The 13,056-nt window shown below is 72.0% G+C and carries 8 protein-coding genes; 2 read left to right on the top strand and 6 right to left on the bottom strand.

Annotation, left to right across the window (positions count from 1 at the left end):
* Positions 1-100 precede the first annotated feature (100 nt).
* A complete protein-coding gene (locus tag ACZ4VA_RS08000; protein WP_355793942.1) occupies positions 101-634 on the top strand; it encodes a TerD family protein in 534 nt (177 codons plus the stop codon).
* Positions 635-941: 307 nt separating this feature from the next.
* Here ACZ4VA_RS08000 and ACZ4VA_RS07995 read toward each other — a convergent pair whose 3' ends face one another.
* Entirely contained in the window at positions 942-3,845 is a 2,904-nt protein-coding gene (locus ACZ4VA_RS07995; RefSeq protein WP_468080389.1) for a vitamin B12-dependent ribonucleotide reductase, read from the bottom strand.
* A gap of 165 nt (positions 3,846-4,010) precedes the next feature.
* Positions 4,011-4,562, bottom strand: a complete 552-nt coding sequence (gene nrdR, locus ACZ4VA_RS07990; RefSeq protein ID WP_355789529.1) for a transcriptional regulator NrdR — start codon at positions 4,560-4,562, stop codon at positions 4,011-4,013.
* A 516-nt stretch (positions 4,563-5,078) separates the two neighbouring features.
* On the opposite strand from nrdR, the gene lexA reads away from it, so the two are divergent.
* Entirely contained in the window at positions 5,079-5,855 is a 777-nt protein-coding gene (gene lexA / locus ACZ4VA_RS07985) for a transcriptional repressor LexA (RefSeq protein WP_355789532.1), read from the top strand.
* Positions 5,856-6,020: 165 nt separating this feature from the next.
* On the opposite strand, the gene ACZ4VA_RS07980 is transcribed toward lexA, so the two are convergent.
* From ACZ4VA_RS07980 to ACZ4VA_RS07965, 4 genes are all read right to left on the bottom strand, one after another.
* Complete coding sequence (locus ACZ4VA_RS07980; protein ID WP_468080386.1) at positions 6,021-8,021, bottom strand: ATP-dependent DNA helicase; 2,001 nt, start codon at positions 8,019-8,021, stop codon at positions 6,021-6,023.
* 102 nt (positions 8,022-8,123) lie between these two features.
* Entirely contained in the window at positions 8,124-8,915 is a 792-nt protein-coding gene (locus ACZ4VA_RS07975) for a GNAT family N-acetyltransferase (RefSeq protein WP_355789296.1), read from the bottom strand.
* A 39-nt stretch (positions 8,916-8,954) separates the two neighbouring features.
* Positions 8,955-11,093, bottom strand: a complete 2,139-nt coding sequence (locus ACZ4VA_RS07970) for an IucA/IucC family protein (protein ID WP_468080383.1) — start codon at positions 11,091-11,093, stop codon at positions 8,955-8,957.
* Between the two features lie 415 nt (positions 11,094-11,508).
* Complete coding sequence (locus ACZ4VA_RS07965) at positions 11,509-12,987, bottom strand: diaminobutyrate--2-oxoglutarate transaminase family protein (RefSeq protein WP_468080381.1); 1,479 nt, start codon at positions 12,985-12,987, stop codon at positions 11,509-11,511.
* Positions 12,988-13,056: the final 69 nt, after the last annotated feature.

The raw sequence follows: 13,056 nt of genomic DNA, 5'->3' as shown, positions 1-13,056 counted from the left end.
CCCGAGCGGGCTCCCCGGCGCGCGTGGCACGATGTGCAACCGTCCTTTACATCAGCCCAGTTGGGGCAGACAGACAGTGGGAACGGGGAGGGAAGATCTGGTGAACGGTCTCAGCAAGGGCATCGACAAGGTCGAGGTGGCGGTGAAGTGGGACCCGAGTCCCGCCGGGGAGCCGAACACCGATCTGGACGTCGTCGCCGCGACGTACCTGGCGGACGACCCGTACGGGAATCCCGACTACGTCGTGCACTTCGACAGCCGCTCCCCGGACGGCACCATCTATCTCGACCGGGACAGCCAGGACGGCAAGGGCTTCGGCTGGGACGAGGTCATGACCCTGGAACTGAACCGCCTGAACGGCCGCTACGCGCGCGTGGTGGTCGGCGTCGTCATACAGCAGCGTTCCGTGCACAGGACGTTCGCCGGCGTGATCAATCCCGGGCTGCGCATGCGGGAGGGTTACACGGTCCTGGCCGAGGACGACTTCAGCGGGGTGGCGGGGGCGACGGCGGCGACCGTCGGGGAGTTCGTGCGCGACGAGTCCGGGGAGTGGACCTTCCATCCCGGGATCGACGGCTTCGACACGGACCCGGCGTCCTTCACGAGGATCATGGGCGCCCGCCGCGAGGAGTGAGCCCGACACCGTGGACGACGACGGTGCGACCGGAGTGCGGCGCTCACCGAAGACGGGATCACGCGGGGCGGTACGACGGACAGCCGTGCCGCCCCGCGCGTCCGTGCCGTCGAGCGCGCACCCGGCACGCCGTAGCGCTCGCGGAACACGTTGCGCGGGCCGCTCCGAGGCGCGGTCGTCGCAGGCTCCCTGACCGGGCGCGCCGAGCCGGGCGCGCGCGTCCTCCCCCGGAACGCCGAGTGGGGAGCCGGCGTCGTGCCGGCTCCCCACTCAGGCCGGGTGTCTCAGCCCCGGCGGGCGTTCGTCATCAGCTGCAACCGCTGGTCGAGCCGCAGCCCTCGCAGATGTAGCACGACCCGGCGCGCTGCATCTTCGTACCGCAGGAGAAGCACAGGGGGGCGTCCGCCTGGATGCCCAGCTGCATCTCCACCAGCTCGGCACTGGTGTGCGCCTGCTGCGGGGCGGGCTTGGCCGCCTCGACCTCGGCCTTCGGCGCGGCGACCGCCTTCAGTTCCTGCGCGCGGGGCGCGGACTGGGCGAGACCCTCGACGTCCATCTCCTCGTCGGTCGGCTCGTACGAGCCGGTCTCCAGGTGACGCTGACGCTCCTCGGCGGAGTGGATGCCGAGCGCGGAGCGCGTCTCGAAGGGGAGGAAGTCGAGCGCCAGGCGCCGGAAGATGTAGTCGACGATCGACTGCGCCATCCGCACGTCCGGGTCGTCCGTCATGCCGGCCGGCTCGAAGCGCATGTTGGTGAACTTCGAGACGTACGTCTCCAGCGGCACGCCGTACTGCAGGCCCACCGAGACGGCGATCGAGAAGGCGTCCATCATGCCCGCGAGGGTCGAGCCCTGCTTGGACATCTTCAGGAAGACCTCGCCGAGACCGTCGTCCGGGTAGGAGTTGGCGGTCATGTAGCCCTCGGCGCCGCCCACCGTGAACGAGGTGGTGATGCCGGGCCGGCCCTTGGGGAGGCGCTTGCGGACCGGACGGTACTCGACGACCTTCTCGATCGCGGTACGGATGGTCTCCTCTGCCGTGGCCGTGACCGTGTCCGCCTCGGACTTCTCCTTCTCCTTGGTCTTCGCGGAGAGGGGCTGGCCGACCTTGCAGTTGTCGCGGTAGATGGCGAGCGCCTTGACGCCCATCTTCCACGCCTCGAAGTAGACCTCCTCGACGTCCTCGACGGTCGCCGTCTCCGGCAGGTTGACCGTCTTGGACAGCGCGCCCGAGATCCACGGCTGGATCGCGGCCATCATGCGGACGTGACCCATCGCGGAGATGGAACGCTCGCCCATGGCGCAGTCGAAGACCTCGTAGTGCTCCTGCTTGAGACCGGGGGCGTCGATCACGTTGCCGTTCTCGGCGATGTGGGCGACGATCGCCTCGATCTGCTCCTCCTGGTAGCCCAGGCGGCGCAGGGCCTGCGGCACGGTGCCGTTGACGATCTGCATCGAACCGCCGCCGACCAGCTTCTTGAACTTGACCAGGGCGAGGTCGGGCTCGAGGCCGGTGGTGTCGCAGGACATCGCGAGACCGATGGTGCCGGTCGGGGCGATGACCGACGCCTGCGCGTTGCGGAAGCCGTTCTTCTCGCCGAGGCGGAGGACGTCCTGCCAGGCCTCCGTGGCGGCGGCCCAGATCGGGGTGTCCAGGTCGTCCATGCGGACGGCCACGGCGTTGGCGTCGGAGTGCTGCTTCATGACGCGCTGGTGCGGCTGCGCGTTGCGGGCGTAGCCGTCGTACGGGCCGACGACCGCGGCGAGTTCGGCGGAGCGGCGGTACGACGTACCCGTCATCAGGGAGGTGATGGCGCCGGCGAGGGCGCGGCCGCCGTCGGAGTCGTACGCGTGGCCGGTCGCCATGAGCAGGGCGCCGAGGTTGGCGTAGCCGATGCCCAGCTGGCGGAAGGCGCGGGTGTTCTCGCCGATCTTCTCGGTCGGGAAGTCCGCGAAGCAGATGGAGATGTCCATCGCGGTGATGACCAGCTCGACGACCTTCGCGAAGCGCTCGACGTCGAAGGACTGGTGGCCCTTGTTGTCGTCCTTCAGGAACTTCATCAGGTTCAGCGAGGCGAGGTTGCAGGACGTGTTGTCCAGGTGCATGTACTCGCTGCACGGGTTCGAGCCGTTGATACGGCCGGACTCCGGGCACGTGTGCCAGTGGTTGATCGTGTCGTCGTACTGGATGCCCGGGTCGGCGCAGGCCCAGGCGGCCTCGGCCATCTTGCGGAAGAGCGACTTGGCGTCGACCTCCTCGATGACCTCGCCGGTCATGCGCGAGGTGAGGCCGAACTTGCCGCCCGTCTCGACGGCCTTCATGAACGTGTCGTTCACGCGGACCGAGTTGTTGGCGTTCTGGTACTGGACGGACGTGATGTCGTCGCCGCCCAGGTCCATGTCGAAGCCCGCGTCGCGCAGGGCGCGGATCTTCTCCTCCTCCTTCACCTTGGTCTCGATGAAGTCCTCGATGTCGGGGTGGTCGACGTCGAGGATGACCATCTTGGCCGCGCGGCGCGTGGCGCCGCCCGACTTGATGGTCCCCGCGGAGGCGTCGGCGCCGCGCATGAACGAGACGGGACCCGAGGCGTTGCCGCCGGAGGAGAGCAGCTCCTTGGAGGAGCGGATGCGGGAGAGGTTCAGGCCGGCGCCGGAGCCGCCCTTGAAGATCATGCCCTCTTCCTTGTACCAGTCGAGGATCGACTCCATGGAGTCGTCGACGGACAGGATGAAGCAGGCGGAGACCTGCTGGGGCTGGGGCGTGCCGACGTTGAACCAGACCGGCGAGTTGAAGCTGAAGATCTGGTGCAGGAGGGCGTAGGCCAGCTCGTGCTCGAAGATCTCGGCGTCGGCGGGGGAGGCGAAGTAGTTGTAGTCCTCGCCGGCCTTCCGGTACGTCTTCACGATCCGGTCGATGAGCTGCTTGAGGCTCACCTCGCGCTGCGGGGTGCCCACAGCGCCGCGGAAGTACTTGCTGGTGACGATGTTGACCGCGTTCACCGACCAGAAGTCGGGGAACTCGACGCCACGCTGCTCGAAGTTGACCGAGCCGTCGCGCCAGTTGGTCATGACGACGTCACGGCTAGCCCACTCGACCTCGTCGTACGGGTGCACGCCGGGGGTGGTGTGGATGCGTTCGACACGCAGTCCCTTGCTCGCCTTGGTGCCCTTGGCGCGGGAACTCCGTGCCGGACCGCTCGCCGTCTCTGTCATGCCGCCTCCCTGTTTCAGGCTAAAACGCCCTGAAGTGCCACGTTCTTCCCATGGCACGTTGTGTGTCTGGTACTGCGTGAGCCGCGAAACGCGGTCCCCCGCAGCAGGTCTTGGGTCGCCGCCGGTCGACCGGGGCCGGACGGATGGTCCGGGCCGGCCCGCCGGTCAGTCGGCGGCGTTCGCCGGTACGGGGACCTGGGTGGTCTCTCCGGACCCGCGGTCGGTCACCTGGCGCTCCGCGTCCGCGTCGTCACCGTCCGCGGCGGGGCGCTGCCTGGCTTCCCTGAGTTCCACGATGGCGGCCTCGAAGTCCTCCAGCGAGTCGAACGCCCGGTAGACGGACGCGAACCGCAGATAGGCGACGAGGTCGAGCTCCTGCAACGGGCCGAGTATGGCCAGCCCCACGTCGTGGGTGGTCAGTTCGGCGCTTCCGGTGGCGCGCACCGCCTCCTCGACCCGCTGGCCGAGCTGGGCGAGCGCGTCCTCGGTGACAGGCCGTCCCTGGCACGCCTTGCGCACGCCGTTGATGACCTTGGTGCGGCTGAAGGGCTCGGTGACCCCGGACCGCTTGACCACCATCAGCGAGCACGTCTCCACCGTCGTGAATCGACGGGAGCAGTCGGGGCACTGGCGGCGCCTGCGGATCGACGTGCCGTCGTCGGTCGTACGACTGTCGACGACGCGGCTGTCGGGGTGCCTGCAGAAGGGGCAGTGCATGGCTCCATCCCTCCTTCACAGCACGACTCATAGACCTCAGAGACCTCTCGGGCCCCTCGAAGCAGCCCCCAGCATAGGCGATGCCCTGGGGCGGAAAGACCCGGGGGACCACAACTTCTGGGCTGCTGTTGCAATCCAACCACTACATGTGGTGCCAGGCACGTAAATCCACACGGGGCGCGCGTGTCGCACCCGTACTGGCATGTGCCACGCGGCCGTACCTGGAGACGGGCGGGGCGGAACCCGGCGCGCGACGCACGGGAGGGGCCGGTCCACGGCCCGCGGGGCACCTGATGGCAGACTGGCCGCGGCCCACCGCCGTCGGCACGCTCGCCACCCCGGCGGTGAAGAGTACAGGAATCAACCGTTCTGTCCGCCGGGCACCGCGTCAGCTATTACACCCAGACACATGATCACGTCAGTGAATTCCCGGTTTTTCACTCGAACGTGTGTTTGGCGCAACCTTTCGAAAGCCACTACCGTTGTCCAGCAGGGAGACCATCGAGAGGGGCCGACGTGACCACCACCGCAGACAGTGCCACCATCACTGCCCAGGACCGCTCCCAGAGCCGACTCGAGCCGGTGCATGCGATGAACGAAGCCATGAATCCTGAGGGACCCAAGCGGTCCCTGCCCGGCCGACCTCCAGGCATCCGGGCGGACAGTTCCGGGCTCACGGACCGACAGCGCCGGGTGATCGAGGTCATCAGGGACTCCGTGCAGCGGCGCGGGTACCCGCCGTCGATGCGGGAGATCGGTCAGGCGGTCGGCCTGTCCAGCACGTCGTCCGTCGCCCACCAGCTGATGGCGCTGGAGCGCAAGGGCTTCCTGCGCCGCGACCCGCACCGCCCCCGGGCGTACGAGGTCCGCGGTTCCGACCAGTCCTCCGTGCAGCCCACGGACACCGCGGGCAAGCCCGCCGCGTCGTACGTGCCGCTCGTGGGCCGTATCGCCGCCGGCGGTCCGATCCTCGCCGAGGAGTCGGTCGAGGACGTCTTCCCCCTCCCCCGGCAGCTGGTCGGCGACGGCGAGCTGTTCGTCCTGAAGGTCGTCGGTGACTCGATGATCGAGGCGGCCATCTGCGACGGGGACTGGGTGACGGTCCGCCGCCAGCCGGTGGCGGAGAACGGCGACATCGTGGCCGCCATGCTCGACGGCGAGGCCACGGTCAAGCGGTTCAAGCGCGAGGACGGCCACGTGTGGCTGCTGCCGCACAACAGCGCGTACCAGCCGATCCCGGGCGACGAGGCCACCATCCTGGGCAAGGTGGTCGCGGTGCTGCGGCGGGTGTGACCGCCCGCGGCGGGCACCCTGCTCCACCGCCCGCCCCAAGACCGGGCCCCGGGACCACCTGCGCCGGTTCCGGGGCCCTGCGCTGTCCCCGCCATGGAGCGGCGGCGCGCTTCGGGCCTGTCCCCTCGGGGGCAGGCCCGAACCCATGCCCTGGTCGTGTCCGGCTCAGGAGGCGTCGCTCTCCTCGGCGGCCGCGTCCTCCGCCTTGCGGGCGGCCTCGTCGATCGCGGCCAGTGACCTGCGCACCTGATTGCGGTCCGTCGTGTACCAGAAGTCGGGCAGCGAGGCCTTGAGGTAACTGCCGTAGCGGGCCGTCGCCAGCCGCTGGTCCAGTACCGCGACCACCCCGCGGTCCCCCGACGCCCGTACGAGGCGGCCGGCGCCCTGGGCCATCAGCAGCGCGGCGTGGGTGGCGGCGACGGCCATGAAGCCGTTGCCCCCCGCCTCCTCGACCGCCTTCTGGCGGGCGCTCATCAAAGGGTCGTCGGGGCGCGGGAACGGGATCTTGTCCATGACCACCAGCTGACAGCTGGGCCCGGGCACGTCGACGCCCTGCCACAGGGACAGCGTGCCGAACAGACACGTCTTCGGGTCGGCGGCGAAGTTCTTGATCAGCTCGCCGAGCGTCTCCTCGCCCTGAAGCAGGATGGGGAACTCGGGGATGCGCGTGCGCAGTTCCTCGGCCGCGAGCTGAGCGGCCCGCATCGAGGAGAACAGGCCGAGTGTCCGGCCGCCCGCCGACTGGATCAGCTCCGTCAGCTCGTCCAGCATGTCCGCGCGGTCGCCGTCGCGCGCGGGACGCGACAGGTGCTTGGCGACGTAGAGGATGCCCTGCCTGGGGTAGTCGAAGGGCGATCCGACATCGACGCCCTTCCACTGCGGCAGGTCCTCGTCCTCCACCCCCTCGGGGCCGAGGCCGAGCGAGGCCCCTACGCCGTTGAAGTCGCCGCCCAGCTTCAGGGTCGCCGAGGTCAGCACGACCGACCGGTCCGCGAAGAGCTTCTCCCTCAGCAGCCCGGACACCGACATGGGCGCGACCCGCAGCGAGGCGCCGAAGCGGTCATGACGCTCGTACCAGACGACGTCCCACTCCGAGCCGTTCGTGATGCGCTCCGCCACGTCGTGCACGGACTCCACCGAGGCGAGGGCCTGCTTGCGCACCGCGTCCTCGTCCTGGACGGACTTGTCGCGGGTGGCGCCGATCGCCGAGATCACCGTACGGGCGGCGTCCCGCAGCGCCATCAGCGCGTATCCGAGGTCCTCGGGGATCTCCTCCAGGCGACCGGGCAGGGCCAGCTCCATGAGCCGCTCGAAGCCCTCGGCGGCGGTCTGGAGCTGGTCGGCGGCCTTCTCGTTGACCAGCTTGGCCGCCCGGCGCACGGCGCGGTTGACCTGGCCGGGGGTGAGCTCGCCGGTCGCGACGCCGGTGACCCGGGAGACCAGTTCATGGGCCTCGTCCACGATGAGGACCTCGTGCTGCGGCAGGACCGGCGCGCCCTCGATGGCGTCGATCGCGAGCAGCGCGTGGTTCGTGACGACGACGTCCGCGAGCTTGGCGCGCTCCCGTGCCATCTCGGCGAAGCACTCGGCGCCGTACGCGCACTTCGTGGCGCCCAGGCACTCCCGGGAGGACACCGAGATCTGCGCCCAGGCACGGTCGGAGACGCCGGGGGTCAGGTTGTCCCGGTCCCCGGTCTCCGTCTCGTCCGACCAGTCGCGCAGGCGGACCAGGTCCTGTCCGAGCTTGCTGGTGGGGGCGGCCGCCTCGAACTGGTCGAAGAGGCCCTCCTCCTCGTCCTGCGGCATGCCCTCGTGCAGCCGGTGCAGGCACAGGTAGTTCGACCGGCCCTTGAGCATCGCGAAGGAGGGGCGGCGGCGCAGCAGCGGATGCAGCGAGTCCACGGTCCGCGGGAGGTCCCGCTCGACGAGCTGCCGCTGGAGCGCCAGGGTGGCCGTCGCCACGACGACGCGCTCCCCGTGCGCGAGCGCGGGCACCAGGTAGCCGAGCGATTTTCCGGTGCCGGTGCCGGCCTGGACCAGGAGATGGGATCCGTCGTCGATGGCGCCCGCGACGGCTTCGGCCATGGTCACCTGGCCGGGACGCTCCGTACCGCCGACGGCGGTGACGGCGGCGTGCAGGAGTTCGGGGAGTGAGGGCTTCGTCATAGCGCGACCACCCTACGGGGCAGGACTGACAACCGTGCGATCACGCCGGTGGCCGGGGACGCGATCGGGACGGCGGCGGCCGGACGCCTCGGGGCGTCCGCGCTACAGCGCATCGCGCAGGCCCCGGTCCCTGATCATGAGGGCGGCCCGCTTGCCGGGCAGGTCCACCTCGGCGGAGAACCGGAAACCGGCGCTCATGAACGCCGAGACGGAGGGGGTGTTGCGCAGGTCGGGTTCCGCGACGACCCGCGCGCAGGCCGGGCGGTTCTCGTGCACGAGGTCGGCGACGGCACGGAGCAGCGCCGAGCCGACGCCCCGCCCCCGGTCGGCGACGCCGCCGATCAGGAGGTGGATTCCGGTGTCGTTCGGGCGGGCCGGGTAGTGGCGGGCCAGCGGGTCGAGGTCGGCCCGGTAGAGCTCCCAGTAGCTCATCGGGGTGCCGTCGAGGACGCCGAGGCAGGGCACGCTGCGTCCGTCGTCGGCGAGCCGGTCCCGCAGATGCCGCTCGGTCACGGCCTCGGGTCCGGCGAGTTCCCAGAACGCGGCGACGGCGGGGTCGTTCATCCACCGCGTGACGAGCGCGAGGTCGCGTCCGAGCCGGACGGGGACGAGCTGGAAGACGCCCACGGCTGTGGCGGCGGGTCCCCAGGTGTCGACGCGGTCGAGCAGGTCCTCGCCCGCCGGAGCGGACGCGTCCGCCGCGGCCCCCTTCGCCCCGCCCGACGCGGCGTGCGGCCCGGCCTCCTCGGCGATGAGGGCGAGGAACTCGTCGGGCAGGCGCAGGTCCAGGGTGTCCTCGCTGTCCGAGTCCTGGCCGGGCCCCTGCTCGGCGCCGAGGCCGGTGACGGGGGCGGGGGCGGTTGCGGCGTCGGTGCTCGCATCGGTGGGAGGCACGGCGACGCTCCTCTCGGGAGACGGGATGGGGCGTGTTCCTCAGGGACGGCAGGGGTTGGTGATCGTGACGTACACGGACTGGGTGTCCACCGGGCCGACCAGTTCGTCGAGGCCGTGCAGCCGGGTCAGCAGGTTGGCCTTGCAGCGCAGGACGGGCGAGTCCAGGAGGTGCGCGGGCAAGGTGCTGCGCAGTCGGTCCGGACCGGTGGCCACGCCGGTGAGGAACCGGCGGAAGGCGGCGAGCAGCACCTGTTCCCCGGCCAGGCGCTGGGAGCCGAAGGCGCCGATGAGGCCCAGTACGTTGTTGACGGCGAGGTAGTAGGCGAAGCGCTCGTCGGTGACCTCGTCGGAGACGAACGTGTCGCTCCGCTCGCCGATGCCGGGCAGCCGGGCGTCGAGCTCCGCACGCCGTGAGGCACGGAAGTAGTAGCCCTGGTTGTCGCGGTAGCGGCCCCCGGCGGGCCAGCCCTCGGGGTCCAGCACGAGCAGGGTGTTCTGCTGGTGCGCCTCCAGGGCGATCCCGGCCTCGCCGTCCAGCCAGAGCAGCGGGCGCACGACCTGTTCGAGGTAGCGCAGGAACCACTCGGCGGCCACGGCGCCGCGGGGGCGGCCGGTCCGGGCGGCGAGCCGGGTGACGACCTCGGCCAGTCGGGACCTCATGACCGGGTGGGACCGGTCGCGGGAGTCGGGGTGCGGTCGGGGCGAGACGAAGCCGGCCACGCAGGAGACGTCGTCCGTCGGTCCGAAGGGGTTGTGCCGGATCACCGCGTCGAGCCCCTGCACGGGCTCCCCGTCGGTGCCGTCGACGGCGACCCAGGCGGGGTCGCGGACGATGTCGAAGCCCGGGTGGGCGGTGTGCCACCGCCTGGACAGGCCAGCGCGCAGCAGCCGGTGCACCTCGACGCCGCGATGGAGTTCCTTACGGAGGTTCTCGCGGCGGGAGTTGGTGATGCGCAGGGCGAGCGACAGCTTGAGCATCGCGGGGGCACCGGAGCGGTAGAGGGTGCGCACGGAGGACGTGGGATGCCAGTCGGGGCCGTACGGGCCCAGGTCGCGCAGCAGCCCGGCGGCGAACAGCGCCTCGGTCTGCGGACGGTGCCGGATCTCGTGAGCCTGCCAGGGGTGCAACGGCAGGGCGGTGTGCCCGTCGGGCAGCGGCAGCCCGGCGCCGGCGAGCCGCGCGGTCAGCTCTCCGGCGGTCACAGGGCGTCCGCGTTCGGTCCACGCCGAGTCCGTGGCGAGCACCGAGGGGGCGACGGCCAGCCAGTGCGGCGGGAAGGAGCCGCGCAGCTCGGGCGAGTACCGCCGGGCGTCGGCGTCGGAGAGCCCTTCGCGGCTCTTCGGCGTCGGGTGCAGCGGGTGCCCGAGGAGGAGCGCCTGCTCGGCGGAGAGGAACAGGTCGGGGCCGTCGCCGGGCCGCTTCCGGCGGTCGGCGACGAAGACTGCGGTGCGCCGCACGGAGTCGGCGACCCGCCCGACCAGGTCGTTCACGTCACCGACCCCGCCGTGCGGCCCGGAGGGAGCGGGACCGGGCTCGGAGGTGCCGTCGGCGGGGGCGGGCGGGGCGTCCTGCACCGACGCGGAGGGGGTGCTCGCCGGGTCTCCCGAAGGGGCGGGCGGTGCCTGTTCGGAGCCCTCGGTGGGAGCGGGCGGGGCCTGCGTCGAGTGCCCGTCCGGAGCAGGCGCCTGCGTGGCATCTCCCGTCGGGACGGGCCGGCCCCCCGACGGGCCTCCCTCGGGGGTGCTCGGCGTCTCCCGGGAGAGCAGGGCGGCCAGCGTCACCGCGTCGACGGGAGGGGCCCAGTCCGGGGCGGTGGCCACGTACGGGAGCCCGAAGCGGTGCCATCCGGTCGGGGACCAGTAGCGGACGGGAGCCAGGAGGACCGTGCCGGTCGCCCGGAGAGGGATGCGCAGGACGCCGTCGGGGGCCGGGAGGTCGTTCTCGCGTACCCAGCAGCGCAGCAGGTTCTCGATGGCCGCCGCCTGGGCCGCCGTGTGCGGATCCGGGTGCTCGATCAGGTCCGTGGCCTCGCGCGACCGCGGGCTCTCGGCGGTCGGCGCCCCGTCCTTCTGCCGGGGTACCGACGCGGTCTCCGGCGCCGGTGCGGCCGCCTGGACGCCGTCGGAATCCGGCGCGGGGCCCTGCGGCGGGCCGTCGGATGCTGGGGTCGGATTCACGGGCGTTCCTCGTGTTCTGGGTCTGCGTTCGTGCGGTCGGTCTGTGGTGCGCCGGGACGGTGCCGGGGTGCGCGTCCTGCGCGGGTCTTCCGGGCCGCCCTGGTTGCCGGGGGACGGGCTGGGCGGGGGTGACGTCTCCGGGCGGGTTCCCGCCTGGGGTGCAGTCGGCGGCGAGGGGATCGCACGTGCCAAGCCCGACGGTGGCGACCGCACGTCCGGCCGAGGGCGACCGACGGCAGCCACCAAGTCGCCCTTGGCACCGGCCCCTTGCCCTCGTGAGCCGTACGCCGAGAGCGGTGGCCGGTCGCGTCGACACCGTGGCCGCAGCCCGGGACCGTCTCCGGTCGCCCCCAGCCGGTCGGCGCCTCACGTGGCCCACGCTCGCCGCCACGGCACTGCCCCGCACCGCCCCGAACTACCCCGTCCCGTCGGTCTCCCGCCCCTCGCTCGCACGGTCCCGTGCGTCGGGAGCGGGTCCGCCGCTCCCCCGCCCGGCGGCGGGGCCGGTCTCGGCGGGTCCGCGGGCCACCGCCTCCACCGCGTCGGCGAGCCGTTCCAGGACGGCGTTCGCCTGTTCGTCGGTGATCGTCAGGGGCGGGAGCAGACGTACGACGCTCTCGCGGCGGCCGCCGAGTTCGACGATCAGACCGCGTCGCAGGCACTCCCGCTGGACGGCGGAGGCGAGGTGCGGCGCGGCGGGGGGCGGGTCCGTGCCGGCGGCGTCCGGCTCGACCAGCTCCAGGCCGATCATCAGCCCCCTGCCGCGGACGTCCCCGACGCAGTCGAACTGGCCGCTCAGCGCGCGGAGTTGTCCGAGCATGCGGGCCCCCAGTCCGGCGGCGCGCTCGGCGAGACGGTTCTCGCGGACGTGTCCGAGGGTCGCCGTGCCCGCGGCCATGGCGAGCTGGTTCCCGCGGAAGGTGCCCGCGTGGGCGCCGGGCGGCCACACGTCGAGCTCCTCGCGGTAGACCACGACGGCCAGCGGGAGGCTGCCGCCGATGGCCTTGGAGAGGACCATCACGTCGGGGGTGACGCCGCTGTGCTCGACGGCCCAGAAGGCGCCGGTGCGGCCGACGCCCGTCTGGATCTCGTCGGCGATCAGCGGGATGGACCGGGTCCGGGTGATCTCCCGCATGCGCCGCATCCAGGCGTCCGGCGCGGGGATCACCCCGCCCTCGCCCTGGACCGGTTCGAGGATCATCCCGGCGGGGTGCGGCACGCCCGACTTGGTGTCGTCGAGGACCGACTCGGTCCAGCGGGCGGCGAGTTCGGCACCCCGGTCGCCGCCTACGCCGTAGGGGCACCGGTAGTCCTGGGGGTACGGCAGCCGCGCCACCCGTACCTCGGTCGCGCCCCCGGACGCTTCGAGCGCCCCCGCCGTCATGCCGTGGTAGGCGCCGGTGAAGGCGAGCATCGCGGCGCGTCCGGTCGCGGCGCGCACCAGTTTGAACGCGGCCTCCACGGCGTCCGTGCCCGCCGGTCCGCAGAACTGCACCCGTGCCCGGTCGGCGAACGCGGACGGCAGGGTGCGGAACAGCTCGGTGGTGAAGGCGTCCTTGACGGGGGTGGCGAGGTCGAGGGCGTGCAGGGGCGCCCCCGAGTCGAGGACCTTCCTGATCGCCTCCAGCACCACCGGGTGGTTGTGCCCGAGGGCCAGGGTCCCGGCCCCGGAGAGGCAGTCCAGGTAGCGGCGCCCGTCGGCTCCCTCGATCGTCAGTCCGCGCGCGCGGACGGGCACGACGGGCAGGGCGCGCGCGTAGGTGCGCGCGGCGGACTCACGCGCCGACTGGCGCCGCAGGATCCCCTCGTGCGCCGCGTGCGCCTCCGGGGAGCCGCCCTCCGTGTGTGCCCCGTCGGGCTCACGCCCCATCACCGCAGACTCCGTCACGGCCACGACTACCGGTCCTCCCGCTGTTCACAGGCGAGTTGGCGGGGGTTTCGAACGCACGCTGGACGCCCCCCG

This window comes from Streptomyces sp. NPDC028308, from assembly GCF_055565855.1.
Note: the sequence above shows the minus strand (reverse complement) of the source record. Positions and strands in the feature narration are given on the sequence as shown.